This is a genomic window from Nonomuraea sp. bgisy101 (assembly GCF_057708945.1).
This window is the reverse complement of the sequence record NZ_JBYITD010000003.1, coordinates 124,278-140,191: the sequence shown is the minus strand read 5'-3', so window position 1 is coordinate 140,191 and position 15,914 is coordinate 124,278. Positions and strand designations below refer to the sequence as shown.

Below are 15,914 nucleotides of genomic sequence, written 5' to 3'. Positions count from 1 at the left end.
CATCGACGGGGCAGCGGCGGGCGGCCCGCCGATCGCGGGCGGTCATGCGATGGCGGTCGCGGAGGGGTGGCTGGTAGACAGGCGCGATGGTCGATCGTCTGTTCTCCGAAGCGAGCCTCGCCGAGCTGTACGACCCGATGACCGCGGGGAGGGAGGACTTCGCGTTCTACCTGCCCCTGGTGATGTCGGCCCGGGCCGTCCTCGATGTCGGTTGCGGCACGGGCGAGCTGCTGCGCCTGGCCAGGGAGGCGGGCCACACGGGGCGGCTGTGCGGGCTCGACCCCGCCGAGGCGATGCTCGACGTGGCACGGGCGCGGCCGGACATCGAGTGGGTGCTCGGTGACCTGTCGTCCGTCTCCTGGGACGAGGGGTTCGACCTGGTCGTGATGACGGGTCACGCGTTCCAGGTGTTGCTCGGGGACGAGGAGCTGAGGGTCGCGCTGGCCGCGATCCGCTCGGCGCTGACCGAGGACGGCCGCTTCGTGTTCGAGACCCGCAATCCGCCGGCCCGGGCGTGGGAGCAGTGGACGACGGGCCACCCGGTCGAGATCATCGGCGCCTCGGGCGCGGTCGTGCGCATGGAACGCGAGGTCGAGACCCCGGTCGAGGATGGCCTTGTGTCGTTCACGCACACCTTCACCAGTCCCGCGTGGGACCGGCCAGAGGTGAGCCGCAGCACGCTGCGCTTCCTCGACGTGGCGGGTCTGTCCTCCTTCCTGGCGGCGGCGGGCCTGCTGGTCGAGGAGCAGTTCGGCGACTGGGCTTCGGGCCCGCTGACCGACGCGAGCCCTGAGATCATCACGATCGCCCGCCGGACGGCGTAGCGCTCGGCCGGCCTCATCCACCCCCGAGTTTGCCTGGAAGATTCTAGACGTTTAACATCCAGAATATTCGAATGCCCTGACCGGGCTCTGTCGGAGGTGATTCTGGATGTCTGATGTCTTGAATGCGGCGCCGGGGCGAGCGGCCGCCAGGGGATGGGCGGCCGTGGCGGCCGTGACCTTGGGAATCTTCTCTCTGATGACCTCCGAACTGCTCCCCGTCGGGTTGCTGACCCCGATCGGCACCGGCCTCGGTGTCTCCGAAGGGGTCGCCGGGCTGATGATGACCGTGCCGGGACTGGTGGCCGCGCTCTCCGCGCCCCTGCTCACCGTCGTCGGAGGACGGATCGACCGGCGCGTCATGCTGATCGCGCTCATCGGCCTCATGAGCGCGGCGAACCTGGCCGGAGCCGTGGGATCCAGCTTCGCCGTCGTCCTCGCGGCCAGGATCGCGGTCGGTGTGAGCGTCGGCGGGTTCTGGGCCATCGCAGGCGGGCTCGCCCTCCGCCTGGTGCCCGAGGCCCACGTGGCCCGCGCGACCGCGGTGATCTTCGGCGGGGTGTCGACCGCCTCCGTCGTCGGCGTGCCCGCCGGGACGCTCGCGGGGGAGCTCGGCGGCTGGCGGGTCGCGTTCGGTGCCGTGGGGGTCCTGGGGCTGGTCGCTCTGGCGGGCCTGGTCCTCCTCCTGCCCGCGCTGCCGTCCAGGCAGACGATCACCTTCGGTGAGCTGCCGCGGGTGCTGCGGGCGCCTGCCGTACGGACCGGCGTGATCCTGACCCTCCTGCTGATCACCGGGCACTTCGCCGCTTACACCTTCGTCCGCCCGATCCTGCAGACGGTCGCGGGCGTCGATCCTGACCTCATCAGCCTCCTCCTGCTCGGATACGGCGTGGCGGGCATCGCGGGCAACTTCCTCGCGGGCGCGCGCGCCGCCCGCCACCCGCGGGGCACGCTCCTGACCATCACGCTCGCGCTGACCGCCGCCACCGCCCTGATGGCCGCGTACGGCGGGACGCCCGCGAAGGGGATCGTCCTGCTGGTCGTGTGGGGCCTCGCCTACGGCGGCGTGTCGGTGAGCCTGCAGACCTGGATGCTCAAGGCCGCGCCCCAGGCGACCGAGGCCGCCACGTCGCTGTTCGTCGCCACCTTCAACCTGTCCATCGCGCTCGGCGCGTTGCTCGGCGGCCTGGTCGTCGACGGGCTCGGCACGGCCGGCGCCCTGTGGCTCGCCGCCGCACTCCTGCTTTCCGCCTTCGCCATCACCACCCGCACCAGATAAGGAAACGCGACATGTCGGTCACCATCATCAACCCGGCCACCCTGCACGACCCCGTCTCCTTCGGCTACAGCCACGTCGCCGCGGTCTCCGGCGAACTGGTCCTGGTCGCCGGGCAGTACGCCTCGGACCTCGAAGGACACGTCACCTCTCCGGACTTCGCCGAGCAGGTCGAACAGTCCCTGTCGAACCTGGGCACCGCCCTGGCGGCGGCCGGTCTGTCCTTCGAGGACGTCGCGGGGATCCGCACGTTCGTGGTGGACCACGACCTCGACAAGCTGGCCGTCGTCGCGGCGGCGATCGGGAAGATCTGGGGGGACAGACCGCCCACCCAGACGCTGATCGGCGTGGCCTCCCTCGCCCTGCCGGGCATGCTGTTCGAGATCGACGCCACGGCCGTCCGCCCCTGAGGCCCCGCGCGGAGCGGGCGGCACGGGCCGCCCGCGCCCGCGGTCCGTGCCGCGCCCCGGGGGTCACCGCCGCGTCCTCCCGCGAGGATGTCACCGCGGCCCGGTGGTTCGGCGGAGGGCTCCGGTAGTGGGGAGCTCTGGGGGGCCCGGCGTTGGAGGCACCGGGGGTGAGGGGCCGGCGTTCACTGGGGGAGAAGGTCGCCCGCGTGGACGACGACGTGATGCGGGGCTATCGCGTCGGCGCGGCCGGGCAGGAGGTCGATGCAGGCGCGGCGGACCTGCTCGGGCGTGGGCGCGTCGGCTCTGCGCGACGCGTCGCGCGCGACGAGGTCGCAGGTCAGGGTGCCGTCGGGCTGGGCGGTGATCCGCGGCAGGAATCCGGGCGCGGCGGCCTCGACCAGCCGGCCGACGGACTCGAGCCGCACCCATGACCCGCCGCTCCGCACCCACCCGGGCCCGTACGACACGGACGCCACACCCGTGACCTCCTCCAGCGAGGCCAGGTCCACCGCGCCCTCACCCGCCGCCACCAGCAGCCGGACCAGCCCGGTCCCGAACCGCTCCGCCTCCCGCGCGGGCAGGGCCTCCGGGTTGGCCCACAGCACCAGGTCGAGCTCGTCGTCCAGGCGGTTCACCCAGAGCGACAGGTTGGCCGGCAGCGACGCCGCGGGCAACCAGCTCAGCTCCACGTCCGAGGCGGGCCTCGGCTCCCCGGCCGGTACGGCCTGCAGGCTCATGTCGTTGTAGACGCAGTCCCTGGCGTACCTGGTGCCGCGTTCGGCGTCGAGGGCATGGATGGTCTCCCACAGCTCCGCCGCGTCGAACCTGCTGTGCTGGTAGCCGCTCAGCGCGGCGACCCTGAAGCGGCCGACCAGATCGTCGAACGTGGCCGCGTCGAGATCCGCCACGATCAGCGCGTCCTGGGCCAGCGGGCCGACGTGCCCACGCAGCCGGGGATGGGTCCTGTTGCTCGACAGCGACGCCAGCAGGCAGGTGGGCTGGGCGGTGCGGCGGCCGAGCAGGACGCCGAGCGCGGCCATCACGAGGACCGAACGGCTCGCTCCCGTCCGCCTGGTAGCACGTTCCAGCGAAGTGGCCACGGCGGCCGAACGGATGCGCAGCCGGGGGAGCAGAGCGTGCTCGACGTCGTAGGCCACGGGGAACATCGACTGCGGCGCCCTGGCCAGGCCGGAACGCCAGTGGCGCAACGTGGAGGCGGCCCTGCGCGACGCCTGCGGAGTACGCTCGGCGGCGGCCAGATCGATCGGCTGCACCAGCGGCGCGCTCGCCGGGTCGGCCCGCTGCGTCGGTGGCGGGCTCGCCGGTTCGGCCTGCTGTGCCGGTGGCGGGTCCGCCGGTTCGGCCCGTTGCGCGGGTGGCGGGTCCGTGGGGTGCGCGGTGAGCAGCAGGCCCTCCCATTCGCTGACGACCTGGGCCAGGCTGATCGCGTCGACCGCGGTGTGCGGCAGGACGAAGACCACGAAACGCGGCGTCCCCCCTTCTCGCACCACGGCCATGCGGACCGGCAGCTCGGCCGCCAGATCGAACCTCGCCGCCCGCAGGCCCGCGCCCACCTCCTCCGCCGCGAGCCTGGCTTCGCCGTCGGCGTCATGGACGGGGACGGCCAGCTCGCCAGCGCCGTGCGCGTGCTGGCCATCGTCGGTGAAGGTCGTGCGCAGGCCCTCGTGCCGGCAGAGCAGCGCGCGCGTGGCCACCTCGACGCGGTCCAGCGTGGCCCGCTTCGGCAGCCGTTTGACCACCAGGAAGTTCATGTGCGGAGGCGGGTCCCTCCGCACGCAACGTGCCATGTTGGCCTGGCCCATGGTCAGCGGGCCGCGGCGGTCGGTCTGTCCCTCGAAGCACACGGTGAGCGTGGTGATGACGTCCTCGCCTCGGCTCGCCTCCGGACGGTGTGGGCCGCGGAGGAAACTGGAAAGAACCTTTACATTTCTGCACGGAATCACAGGGCTCGGCGGGACGCAAGATCCCCCGCCGAGCTCCACGCCCCGGCGCCGGCAATCGCTTCGGCCTTCACGAGCCGAACGAGCGGGGCGGGTCGACCGCCGGGACCGCCGGATCCAGAGGGCGGGCCGAATCTGCCGTGCGGCCCGAATCGACCGTGCCGATCGGCTCGATCGGCTCGCGCGGCTGGATCGGTTGGGCTGGTTGGGTCGGCTCGCGCGGGGTGGGCGGGTGGAGCGTGGGGGTCGGGCCGAGCGGGGTGGGCGGATCCAGCGAGCGGGGCGGGTCGAGCCCGGCGGGTGGGTCGAGCAGGTTGTCCGGGTCGAGCAGGCCGAGGTCGGCGAGGGCCTCCGCCGCGGCCCGCGCGCAGACCCTGGTCGCGCCGTGCGTCGCGATGTGGATCGCGCCGGGTGTGGCCGTGCTGGGTGTGCCCATCTCGACCACCACGGCGTCGGGGCGCCTGGCCAGAATCTGGTCCAGCGCGGCAGGCACCCAGGCGTGCCGGTGTGCGGTGCGGACGGTCACGACGAGCAGCCGTGCTCCGGCCGCCTCCACGGCTCTCAGGAGTTCGTGGCCGTCCGGTTCGGCGAGCCGCGTCACCGTGGTGGCGGGGAGGCGTGAGGTCAGCGCGTCGGCCATGCCCCACGGGGTGATCGGGTCGACGGCGAGGTTCGTGGGGGAGGCCAGCTCGATGACGTGCGGCGGGGCGCCGGGTCTGGGTCGCCGGTTCACGGTGACGCGCAACGCCCGCCGGGCCGCCTCCGACTCTGCCCCCGTTCCAACCCCGGCCCCGGTCCCGGTCCTGGCCTCGGTCCCGATTCCGGTGGCGGTCCATGTGTCGGTAGCGGTGCCGGAGTCAGGGGTGGTGGTTCGGCGGTGTTCGTGGGCCCAGTCGGCCAGCAGGCGGACCCTGGCGGCGGCGTCGGCCAGGCGTTCCTCCGGCAGGGTGCCGTCCATCACCGCGGCCATGATGGTGTTGCGGATCAGGCCCACCACTCCGGCGGAGGCGTTCTCGCCGCCGACGCAGATGGCGTCGGCGCCCGCCGCGAGCGCCTTGACGGCCGCGCCGCCGAGGCCGTACCGCCCTGACACGGGTGCCATCTCGATCCCGTCGGTCACGATCAGCCCGTCGAAGCCGAGCTCCCCTCGAAGCAGTTCGACCAGCAGGCGGCTGCTCATCGTGGCGGGGGAGTCCCGGTCGTAGGCGGGCACGAGGAGGTGTCCTGTCATGACCGCCCTGACCCCCGCGTCGATGGCCGCCCTGAACGGTGGCAGGGCGAGGCGGGCCAGGTCCTCCGCGGAATAGGTGATGGTGGGCAGCTCGTCGTGGGAGTCGGCGGACGTGGCCCCGTGCCCGGGGAAGTGCTTGGCGCACGCCGCGACCCCCGCCGACTGGACGCCGGTGACCCACGCGGCGGCGTGGCGGGCCGCCAGCGCGGGATCGGAGCCGAACGCGCGGGTGCCCACCACCGGGTTGTCCAGGTCGCCTTCGATGTCCACGACAGGGGCGTAGGTGAGGTTCACGCCGGCTCGCGCGAGTTCCAGGCCCAGTCCTCTGGCCACGCGTCCGGTGAGCCGGGGATCGTCGGCCGCGCCGAGGGCGAGGTTGCCCGGACGGGAGCTGCCCGTCCTGGCCTCCAGGCGGGTCACGTCACCGCCCTCCTCGTCGGTGGCGATGACGACGTGCGGATTCTCGGCCCTGATGGCCGCAGTAAGGTCCATGACCTGCTCGTTTGTCACGATATTTCGTGAATAGAGGGCTATTCCGCCGAGGCCGCTGGAAAGTCGCCGTCGCACCCATTCGGGCAGCGTGGTGCCGACGAATCCCGGCTGAAGCACGGCGTCGGCAAGTGCGGCCAGGACGGGGCTCTCGCCTCTCCTGGCACCCTGGCTCGCCATTGTTTCCTCCATCGCGCAGGTGGAATGGCCGATGGGCCGCAGGCGCTTGTCCGCCTCCGGTCCCAGTGTGTAGCATCAGGTCGGTTAATTAATAGGAAACTTTCCTAAGAATTATTTTGTCAAGTCTCAGGTCAGAAACCAGGCTCACCCACTGAGGGAGACGGTCAGGATGTCCTTGCCTGTGGCGCGAGGTCAGAACCCGAGAGATCAGTTCACCACCGTGCTGTCCCACGGCCAGGAGCGCATGTGGTTCCTGGACCGTCTGGCAGGCGGGGACTCCAGCTACAACATGGTCGTCAGCGTGCGGTTGCGGGGCCTGCTCGACCAGTCCGCGCTGGCCAGGGCGCTGACCGAGTTCGTCGCCCGCCACGAGTCGCTGCGAACGGTGTTCCCGGAGATCGACGGCACCCCCGTCGCGTCCGTACGGCCGGCCGCCCCCGTCGTCGTCGAGCTGGTCGAGGCCCAGGACGAGACGGAGGAACGGCTGGCGGCGCTCGTGGCCGCGCGCACCAACACCTCCTTCGACCTCGCCGAGGGCCCGCTCCTCAAGGTCACCCTGGTGCGTCTCGGCGTCGACCATCACGTGCTCGTCATGGTGATGCACCACATCATCGGCGACGCCTGGTCGGTCGAGCGGATCATGTTCCCCCAGCTCGACGAGCTCTACACGGCTTTCGCCTCGGGCGGCGTCGCGCCTTCGCGGCCTGCCACGCCGTACCGGAGCCACGCGGTGGCGCAGCGCGCCGTGGACCACGCGGGAGAGCTGGCCTTCTGGCGGGAGGAACTGGCCGGGGTGCCGCCGCTCGAGCTGCCGATCGACCGGCCGAGGCCCGCCGTGAGGAGCGGGAACGGCGCCATGGCCATCCACCGGATGCCCATCGAGGTGTGGGAGCGCGTCACGGAGCTGGCGAGGGCCGAGCGCTGCACGCCGTTCATGGTGTTGATGGCCGCCTACCAGGTGCTGCTCCGGCGGCACAGCGGCCAGGACGACTTCTGCGTCGGCACCCCGGTCGCGGGCAGGGACGAGGAGGACCTCGAGGCGGTCTTCGGGCTCTTCGTCAACACGCTGGCCGTGCGCGCGGACCTGACCGGTGACCCGTCTGTCAGGGAGCTGTTCAAGCGCGTGCGCAGGCGCCTGCTGCGCGGGTTCGGCAGGGCCGCGGTGCCGTTCGAGCGGGTCGTCGGCGAGCTGGGGACGGGAAGGGACCCGGCGATCCCGCCGGTCTTCCAGACGATGCTCATGCTCGGCAACCCCGACGGGGAACCGCTCAGGCTGGGCGGGATGGAGGGCGAGCCCGTCCTTTCCGGTCTCGCCTCCGCCCGGTTCGACCTGGCGCTCGATGTCGTGGTGTACCCGGACGCCCTGCAGTTCCTGTTCACCTACAGCACCGAGGTGTTCGAGGCCGCCACGGTGCGGCGCATGGCGGGTCATCTGGAGCGGCTGCTGCGGGAGATGCCGGCACGGCCCGAGGCGCGACTGAGCGAGCTGGCGATGCTGCCGCCCGAGGAGATCGCGGTGCTGCTGCCTGACGGCCCGCCGCCCGCCGCCGCCCCGTCCGTACGCCTCGAGGAGTTGTTCGCCGAGCAGGCGCACCGCGAACCTGGAGCGCCCGCCGTCGTCACGCCCGAACGGACCATGACCTACCTGGAGCTCGACACCCAGGCGGAGGCGCTGGCGAGAGGGCTGGCCGCTCGCGGAGTGCGGCCGGGACAGCGGGTGGCCGTCTGCGCCACGGCCGGCCCCGAGGCGATCGTCGCGGTGCTCGGCACGCTCAAGGCGGGGGCGACCTACGTTCCGCTCGACCCGTCGCAGCCGGCCGAACGGCTGGCCGCGCTGCTGACCGACTGCGAAGCGGCCCTGGCCATCGTGGCTGAAGGACTCCGCGTGGCAGGCACGCCCACCGCTCGCGTCGACGAACTCCTCGCCCCCGCCGACGCCCCGAGCCTGAGAGCGGAAGGCGACGCCCCCGCGTACGTGATCTACACCTCCGGCTCGACAGGGGCGCCCAAAGGGGTGGTGGTCGGGCACGACACAGTGGCGCGGCTCGCGCGGGCCTTCGTCGACCTGCACGGGTTCGGGCCCGGCCAGCGGGTCCTGATGGTCCCGCCGCTGAGCTTCGACGCCTCGGCGGGCGACCTCTACCCCGCCCTCGTCAGCGGCGCGGCGATCGTGCTGCACCCTGATCCTGTCGCGCTCACCGGCCACGAGCTGTTACGGCTCTGCGCCGACCACGCGATCACCATGGTGGACGCCCCCTCCGCGCTCTGGCAGCAGTGGGTCGACGACCTGTCCGGCCTCGACGCGGTCGACCCCGGCCCACTGGCCACGGTCATGGTCGGCGGCGAGAGCGTCCCGGTGGACCGGCTGCGCACCTGGGCCCGCCTCACCGGCGGACGCCTCGCCTTCTTCAACCACTACGGCCCCACCGAGGCCACCGTCTGCGCGACCGTCTACCGCACGGTCGACGGCTCCGAGCTCGGCGAGCGAACGCACCTGCCGATCGGCTCGCCGCTGCCGCACGTGCGGGCCTACGTGCTCGACGACGTCGGCGGGCTCGCCCCGATAGGCGTCCCCGGTCAGCTCCACCTGGGCGGGCCCTGCCTGGCACGCGGCTACCTGGGCCGCACCGAGCTGACCGCCGAGAGGTTCCCGCCCGACCCGTTCGCCCCGGGAGCCAGGATGTACGCCACGGGCGACCTGGCCAGGCGTCGCCTCGACGGCCGGCTGGAGTTCCTCGGCAGGGTCGACAGGCAACTCAAGATCAACGGCGTGCGCATCGAGCCCGCCGAGGTGGAGGCCGCCTGCCTGGCCCACCCCGCCGTGCGCGAGGCCGTGGTCACCGCCGTCGAAGGGCGGCTGGTCGCCTACCTGGCCGGCGCGCCCGTCTCCAGGGCCGAGCTGCGCGGATTCCTGGCGGAACGGCTGCCCGCCGCCATGGTGCCGCAGGCCGTCGTCATGCTCGACGGGCTGCCGCTGACCCCGCACGGGAAGGTCGACCACCGCGCGCTTCCCGCACCCGACGCGGAGGCCGTGCCGTACGAGAGCCCGCGCACCCCGACCGAGCGCGCCGTCGCCGCCGCCTGGGAGGAGACGCTCGGCGTACGCGCGGGGCGGCGCGACAACTTCTTCGACCTCGGCGGCCACTCGCTGCTCACGCCCAAGACCGTCAACCGCATCGCCGCGCGCACCGGCGTCGCCGTCGAACTGGGCGCTTTCTTCGCCGCCGCGGACCTGGCGGAGCTGGCCGCCCGCATCGACGGGCACGACGTCGCAGCGGAGAAGCCCGACCTCATGGCCGACGCCACGCTTCCCGCCGACTTCCCGCCGCCGGCCGGACCCGTGCCCGCCGCCCCACCTCGGCGGGTGCTGATGACAGGGGCCACGGGCTTCCTCGGCGCCTACCTGCTCGCCGACCTGCTCGGCGACCCGGACACGGTCGTGCACTGCCTGGTCAGGGGCGAGTCCCCGGTCAAGCGCGTGCGGCGCAACCTGGAGCGGTACGGGCTCTGGAGCGACGCCTACCTGGCCAGGATCGTCCCCGAGCAGGGCGACCTGGCCGCGCGGGGGCTCGGCCTTCCGGCCGGGCGGCTCGACGACCTGGCCGACACCCTCGACCTGATCGTGCACAGCGGTGGCCTGGTCGACTTCGCCAGGCCGTACGGCAGGCTGCGGCCCGCGAACGTCGGCGGCACCCTGGAGATCCTGCGCCTGGCCGGCCGCGGCGCGCTCACCACGCCCGTGCACGTCGTCTCGACTCTCGGCGTGCACCTGACGCCGGGCGAGCGCATCGTGCGCGAGTGCGACCCGCTGCCCGACCCCGAACTGCTGCATCCCGGCTACGACCAGAGCAAATGGGTCGCCGACCGGCTGGCGGCGTCGGCGCGCGAGGCGGGAGTGCCGGTCGCGATCCACCGGCCCGCCAGGATCGCGGGCGACAGCCGCACCGGCGCGTGCCCGCCCGACGACTTCCTCGGCAGATTCTTCGCCACCTGCGTCGCCATGGGCGGCGTCCCCGACGGCGAGAACCTGGACCTGGCCCCCGTCGACCACGTGGCGGCCGCCATCGGGCACCTGGCGCGCACGCGGACGACCGGTGACTTCCACTACCACAACCCCCGCACGCTGAGCTCGGCCGAGCTCGTCGAGGGGCTGCGCGCGAAGGGCTTTCCCGTGCGCCTCGTCCAGGGCTCGCGGTGGCGGGCGGAGGTACGCAGGCGCCTGGCGGCGGGCGAGCCGCTCCCCGTCGCCGCCTTCCCGCGCTTCTTCGCCGAGTACGGCGACGCCAAGGGCCCCGTCTTCGACTGCGCGGCGACAGAACGCACGCTGGCCACGGCCGGGCTTACCTGCCCGCCGGCGTCGGCGCTGCTCGACGGTCATCTCGATCACCTCATCGCAGCCGGCGTCCTGGTCGGGGCCGCCGCTTCCAAGGAGAGCCATGAGTGAACCCCTTCTGTCACCCGAACCACTGCAGGACGACGAAGCGCTGGAGGCGGAACACGAGATCGCGCGAGGACGCGTGATCCTGCCGGCCGCGTGGACCGCACAGGAGCGCGGATGAGGTTCCTGATCGCGGGCGCCGGGCCCGCGGGCACGTTGCTGGCGTGCTACCTGGCCGGACGCGGGCATCAGGTCGCCGTCTACGAGCGGCGCCCCGATCCGCGTGGCAAGGCCGATGCCGAAGGGAGGTCGATCAACCTTGGCCTCTCCGCCCGCGGCGTGCGCGCGCTGGGCGGCATCGGGCTGATGGACCGGGTGTGGCCGCTCACGGTGCCGATGCGCGGCAGGGCCGTGCACGTGCCTGGCGGCCAGACGACCTTCCATCCGTACGGCGCCCGCGACGACGAGATCCTTCACTCGGTGCTGCGCAGGGACCTGGTGTCCCTCTTGATCGACCACGCCGACGCCCGGCCGGAGGTGAGCTTCCACTTCGGACACAGGGTGGTCGAGCTGGACAGGGAGGCGCCCGCCGTCCAGGTGGTGGAGGAGGAGAGCGGCGAGAGCAGCAGGGTCACGGCCGATGTGATCGTGGGCGCGGACGGCGCGTTCTCCGCCATCAGGACGCAGCTTCACCGCGGGCTGCGCGCCGACCTCCATCAGGAGGTCCTCGACTGGGGTTACAAGGAGCTGACGATCCCCGCCGCGGACGACGGCTCCGCCCGCGTGCGGCTGGAGGCGCTGCACGTGTGGCCCGGCGGCGACGGGCTCATCGTGGCACACCCCAACATGGACAACTCGCTCACCGCCACCCTGTTCCTTCCTCATGAGGGGCCCGGCGGGTTCGCCGAGATCACCGATCCGGAGGCCTTCTTCGCCGAGCGCTTCCCCGACGCGCTCCCGCTCATGCCCGACCTGGCCAAGGAGTACGCCGGCAACCCCGTCGGGCATCTGGTCTCGATCCGCACCGCGCCGTGGCACCACCGGGGCGGGGTCGTGCTCGTGGGAGACGCCTGCCACGCCGTCTACCCCTTCTACGGCCAGGGCATGAACTCGGCTCTGGAGGACTGCCTCGTCCTCGACCGGTGCCTGGGCGAGCATCCCGGCGATCCCGAGCGCGCGTTCGCCGCGTTCGAGCAGGCGCGCAGGCCGCACACCGACGTCCTGGACGAGCTGTCCAGGCAGAACTTCGTCGAGCTGCGCGACCGCGTCCGCTCGCCGTTCCACCATCTGCGCAGGCAGGCCGACCTGCTGCTGGCCAGGACGTTCCCAGGCCGCTGGGTCCCGCTCTACACGATGATCTCCCACACCACGATGCCGTACGCGGACGCACTCGCCAAGGCCCGCCGCCAGGACGCGATCCTGCGCTGGGCCGCCGTGACAGCCGCGGGCGCCACCGCGCTGGCCGCGATGAGAAAGATCGTCAGGAAGGGACACTGACCATGCTCATCGATCCCGCCGACCCCTCCCGCACGCTGATCGAGCTGAGCGACCTCGACGGAGAAGACGAGCTGGTCAAGCGGTACGGCGAGCCGCTGCGCCGCATCGTGACCTGGGCACGGGAGTACCTGTGCAACCCCCACCCCGACCTCGGCAGGAAGGGCGCCGTCTGCCCCTACGCCCAGACCGCGCTCGACAGGGGCACGTTCTACCTGGCCGTCTGCCAGGGCGAGCCGACGGTCCTGGACATCTCCAGGGTGCTCGCCGGCTATCGCGACTGGTTCCAGCGGCTGGCGGCGCCGCCGGGTGTCTCGCCGCAGTTCCGCACCATCCTCGTGCTGTTCCCCGACCTGCCGGACGCGCGGGCCGCCGCCGTCGTCGACGCGGCCCAGCTCGAGCTCAAGTCGGCGTACGTGGAGGCCGGACTCATGATCGGCGAGTTCCATCCAGGCCCCCCGCCCAAGTCCGGTCTATGGAACCCCGACTTCCTGCCGCTGAACAGCCCCGTGCCGTTGCTCGCGATCCGGCAGATGGTCGCCAGCGACTTCCCCTTCCTGCAGGAGGTGCCCAGCCACGTGCGGGCCTACCTCGAACGATTCGGCGACCGGCCGCCCGCCCCGCTGCGCGAGGCGATCGCCGCCGCCCGGCGGATCCCCGACGAGCCACCCACCCGAGAGGTGCTCACATGAGCCAGGTCTCCTTCACCCAGCACGGCATGTGGATCACCGAGCTGACGGGCGCGGGCACCGTCTACCACCTGCCGATCCCGATCAGGCTGAACGGCGGAGCCGACCGTGACGCGCTGGCCAAGGCGTGCAGGGGCGTGGTGGACCGGCACCCGCTGCTGGGGTGCGCGCTGGAGGACAGGGACGGCGTGCTCCACCTGGTCCCCGCCGCCTGCCCGCCCGCGCTCCGCGTCGGGGAAGGAGGGGAGGAGGCGGTCAGGGCGGAGGTCGTCCGGCCGTTCGACCTGGAACGGGGACCGCTGATCCGCTTCTCCCTGCTCGGCGACACGCTGCTGGTCGTCGCCCACCACGTGGTCTTCGACGGGCGGTCCAAGGACGTGCTCGTCGCCGACCTCACCGCCCTGCTCGAGGGTGAGTCCCTGCCCGTGCCCGGCGTCGACGCCGCAGCACGCCATACGGATGTCGCCGCCGAGCAGCGGGAGCGCGTCGAGAGCCTGCTGGAGGAGGCCGGCGCGTTCTGGACGCCCCGGTGGCGGGAGCCAGGCGAGATCGTCGTGCGCGGCGGCGGGCTGCGCTCTCGCCGCGCCTCGGCGGGCGCTGTCGTCGAGTTCCCCTGCGAGGTGCCCGACCTGCCCGGCCTCACCAGGTTCGAGGTGCTGGTCGCCGCGGTCCACGCGCTGCTGCGGTCGTACGGCAACGCCGGCGTCGTCACCGCGCTCGACCTGTCCACCAGGACACCCGCCGAGGAGGACCGCGTCGGATGCCACGTCAACGAGCTGCCGCTGTTCACCGGCCCCTCGCCTGACGCGCTGTTCGCCGACTTCGCCGCGGAGGTGCGGGCCGAGCTCAGGCGGCTCTACCGGTTCCGCGAGGTTCCGCTGGCCAGAGCGGTGCCGGGGATCAAACCGCACGCCGCGCTCGCGCCCGTCTCCATCAGCTACCGCCGCGTGGGCGAGAAGCCGCGGCTGGGCGAGGTGGAGTGGCTGGCGTTCAACCACGGCGTGCGGGGCGCCCTTCAGCTCCAGCTCGCCGACGGGCCGTCGGGGGTCGAGGCCAGCCTCCGGTACGACCCGGAGGAGCCGGTCGACGCGCCCGGCTTCGCCGCCGACCTGCGGGCCGTCCTCGACGCCGTGGCCGACGATCCTGGTCGGCCGTTGAGCCGGCTGATCGCGCCCGCTCTCACCGATGCTCCCGCCACGCCTTCCGTGTCCATCGCGGTGTCCGGGGCGTCCACGCCTTCGGCTCATTCGGACCAGCACGACGGGGGAACGGGGGACGCGCTGGCCGTACAGATCCGGGAGATCTGGGAGGAAGTGCTGCAGATCTCCCCCATCGAGCAGGACGACGACATCTTCGACCTCGGCGGTCACTCCCTGACGATCACACAGATCATCGCCCGCATGCGCAAGCGGCTCGGCGTAGAGGTCCCGCTGGACGACTTCTTCGACAACCCGACCATCGCGGGCGTCGTGGCGGTGATCCGGCGGTGAGGGCCAGGGCGGACATCCTGCGTTTCGCCGCCGTCTGGATCGCCTCGCTGCTGTCGGGCGTCGGCTCCAGCCTCACCGGGTTCGTCCTCGGCGTCTGGGTGTACCAGGTGACGGGCTCGCCCACCCAGTTCGCGCTGGTCATGCTCTGCGGGTTGCTGCCCGGCATCCTGATCGGCCCGTTCGCCGGGATCGTGGTGGACCGCTTCGACCGTCGCCGGGTACTGATCGTCACCGACTGCCTGGCCGCGCTGCCCACCCTCGCCATCGTGTTCCTGATCCAGGGCGACCGGCTCGCGGTCTGGCACCTGTACCTGGCGTCGGCGATCACCGCGGCCTGCGGGACCTTCCACGCCACCACCTACCAGGCGATGACCCCGCTGCTGATCCCGAAGCGGCACCTGGGCAGGGCCAACGGGCTCATGCAGATCACCTGGGCCACGCAGATCGCCGCCCCCGTGCTGGCCGGCACCCTGCTGGTCGCGGTGGGGACGACGGGGGTGCTGGTCGTCGACCTCGCGACGTTCGCCGTCGCGGTGCTGACCCTCCTGCTCGTACGGCTGCCCGCGGCCGTCCTGCGGCCCGCCGGAACGGCCGGGGCGCCCGACCTGCGGACCGACCTGGTCGTCGGGTGGCGCTACCTGCGCCGGCGGCCGCAACTGCTGGGTCTGGTGTTCGTGCAGACGGGGTTCAACTTCGTGTTCGCCACGGCGGGCGTCCTGGTGCAACCGTTGATCCTGTCGTTCGCCACGGCGGACGTCCTCGGCGTGCTCATGCTGGCCGGAGGCGCAGGCATGTTCTGCGGGAGCCTGCTCATGGGGGTCTGGGGCGGGCCGAAGGGGCGAGTGCGCGGGATGGCGGTGCTCATGGCCGCCGGTGGCGTGGCCCTGTTCCTGCACACCCTGCGGCCCTCGCCGCTGCTCGTCGGCGTGGCCGCCGCGGCCTTCCTGTTCACGCTGCCCGTCGTGGGCGGCTGCGCGCAGGCCGTGATGCAGACCAAGATCGAACGGGAGGTCCTCGGCAGGGTGCTCGGCACCGCCCACTCGCTCGGCACCGCGGCGACGCCCGTGGCGTACCTGCTGGCCGCGCCGGTCGCCGAGTTCGTCACAGGACCGCTGCTGATGCCGGGCGGCGGACTCGCCGGCAGCTTCGGCCCGCTCATCGGGGTGGGGGAGGGGCGCGGCATCGCGTTCGTGCTGCTCCTGGACGCGGTACTGCTCGCGGCGCTGGCCGCCATCACCGCGTTCACGCCCGGCCTGCGCAGGCTGGAGACCACCCTCCCCGACGCCGTGCCCGACGACGCGCCTGCCCCCGTCCCCGCGCCCTGACGTCCGACCCGTCTCCGCGCGCCCGCACCTACCCGCGCCTCCACCCGCCGACATCCGACCCGTCTCCGGGGCCGACATCCGACCCCGTCCCCGCCCGCTGACATCCGACCCGTCTCCGGGGGCGGCACCCGCCCGCGCCTCCGCAGCGATTTCCGCAGCCGACGATCATC

Annotated in this window: 11 protein-coding genes; 9 read left to right on the top strand and 2 right to left on the bottom strand. The window is 72.7% G+C overall.

Annotation, left to right across the window (positions count from 1 at the left end):
- Window positions 1-86 precede the first annotated feature (86 nt).
- From AC3EO4_RS06880 to AC3EO4_RS06870, 3 genes are all read left to right on the top strand, one after another.
- Entirely contained in the window at window positions 87-824 is a 738-nt protein-coding gene (locus AC3EO4_RS06880; protein WP_431894357.1) for a class I SAM-dependent methyltransferase, read from the top strand.
- A 106-nt stretch (window positions 825-930) separates the two neighbouring features.
- Entirely contained in the window at window positions 931-2,100 is a 1,170-nt protein-coding gene (locus AC3EO4_RS06875; protein WP_431894355.1) for an MFS transporter, read from the top strand.
- An 11-nt stretch (window positions 2,101-2,111) separates the two neighbouring features.
- A complete protein-coding gene (locus AC3EO4_RS06870) occupies window positions 2,112-2,507 on the top strand; it encodes a RidA family protein (protein WP_431894353.1) in 396 nt (131 codons plus the stop codon).
- A gap of 182 nt (window positions 2,508-2,689) precedes the next feature.
- On the opposite strand, the gene AC3EO4_RS06865 is transcribed toward AC3EO4_RS06870, so the two are convergent.
- Window positions 2,690-4,372, bottom strand: a complete 1,683-nt coding sequence (locus AC3EO4_RS06865) for a condensation domain-containing protein (RefSeq protein WP_431894351.1) — start codon at window positions 4,370-4,372, stop codon at window positions 2,690-2,692.
- 166 nt (window positions 4,373-4,538) lie between these two features.
- On the bottom strand, window positions 4,539-6,368 hold the full coding sequence (locus AC3EO4_RS06860) for a glycoside hydrolase family 3 protein (RefSeq protein ID WP_431894349.1): 1,830 nt from the start codon (window positions 6,366-6,368) through the stop codon (window positions 4,539-4,541).
- A gap of 169 nt (window positions 6,369-6,537) precedes the next feature.
- Here AC3EO4_RS06860 and AC3EO4_RS06855 point away from each other — a divergent pair, with 169 nt between their 5' ends.
- The 6 genes from AC3EO4_RS06855 to AC3EO4_RS06830 are packed head-to-tail and all read left to right on the top strand — an operon-like array spanning window position 6,538 to window position 15,744.
- Window positions 6,538-10,812, top strand: a complete 4,275-nt coding sequence (locus AC3EO4_RS06855) for a non-ribosomal peptide synthetase (protein ID WP_431894347.1) — start codon at window positions 6,538-6,540, stop codon at window positions 10,810-10,812.
- Complete coding sequence (locus AC3EO4_RS06850) at window positions 10,805-10,927, top strand: hypothetical protein (protein WP_379574626.1); 123 nt, start codon at window positions 10,805-10,807, stop codon at window positions 10,925-10,927. The genes AC3EO4_RS06855 and AC3EO4_RS06850 overlap by 8 nt, the downstream gene beginning before the upstream one ends.
- Window positions 10,924-12,243, top strand: coding sequence for an FAD-dependent oxidoreductase (locus AC3EO4_RS06845; protein WP_431894345.1), 1,320 nt, complete (start codon window positions 10,924-10,926; stop codon window positions 12,241-12,243). Before AC3EO4_RS06850 ends, AC3EO4_RS06845 begins: the two co-directional genes overlap by 4 nt.
- Window positions 12,244-12,245: 2 nt before the next feature.
- Window positions 12,246-12,932 carry a DUF6875 domain-containing protein gene (locus tag AC3EO4_RS06840; RefSeq protein ID WP_431894343.1) on the top strand — a complete coding sequence of 229 codons (687 nt, stop codon included), beginning with the start codon at window positions 12,246-12,248 and terminating at the stop codon, window positions 12,930-12,932.
- Window positions 12,929-14,419: a condensation domain-containing protein gene (locus AC3EO4_RS06835; RefSeq protein WP_379574623.1), complete on the top strand. Its 1,491-nt coding sequence runs from the start codon at window positions 12,929-12,931 to the stop codon at window positions 14,417-14,419. Before AC3EO4_RS06840 ends, AC3EO4_RS06835 begins: the two co-directional genes overlap by 4 nt.
- Entirely contained in the window at window positions 14,416-15,744 is a 1,329-nt protein-coding gene (locus AC3EO4_RS06830) for an MFS transporter (RefSeq protein WP_431894340.1), read from the top strand. Before AC3EO4_RS06835 ends, AC3EO4_RS06830 begins: the two co-directional genes overlap by 4 nt.
- The last annotated feature ends 170 nt before the right edge of the window (window positions 15,745-15,914 follow it).

Excerpts from the sequence above, each read along its gene's own strand:
- AC3EO4_RS06880 (WP_431894357.1), top strand. The coding sequence starts at position 87 with ATGGTCGATCGTCTGTTCTCCGAAGCGAGCCTCGCCGAGCTGTACGAC.
- AC3EO4_RS06875 (WP_431894355.1), top strand. The coding sequence starts at position 931 with ATGTCTGATGTCTTGAATGCGGCGCCGGGGCGAGCGGCCGCCAGGGGA.
- AC3EO4_RS06870 (WP_431894353.1), top strand. The coding sequence starts at position 2,112 with ATGTCGGTCACCATCATCAACCCGGCCACCCTGCACGACCCCGTCTCC.
- AC3EO4_RS06860 (WP_431894349.1), bottom strand. The coding sequence starts at position 6,368 with ATGGCGAGCCAGGGTGCCAGGAGAGGCGAGAGCCCCGTCCTGGCCGCA.
- AC3EO4_RS06855 (WP_431894347.1), top strand. The coding sequence starts at position 6,538 with ATGTCCTTGCCTGTGGCGCGAGGTCAGAACCCGAGAGATCAGTTCACC.
- AC3EO4_RS06850 (WP_379574626.1), top strand. The coding sequence starts at position 10,805 with ATGAGTGAACCCCTTCTGTCACCCGAACCACTGCAGGACGACGAAGCG.
- AC3EO4_RS06845 (WP_431894345.1), top strand. The coding sequence starts at position 10,924 with ATGAGGTTCCTGATCGCGGGCGCCGGGCCCGCGGGCACGTTGCTGGCG.
- AC3EO4_RS06840 (WP_431894343.1), top strand. The coding sequence starts at position 12,246 with ATGCTCATCGATCCCGCCGACCCCTCCCGCACGCTGATCGAGCTGAGC.
- AC3EO4_RS06835 (WP_379574623.1), top strand. The coding sequence starts at position 12,929 with ATGAGCCAGGTCTCCTTCACCCAGCACGGCATGTGGATCACCGAGCTG.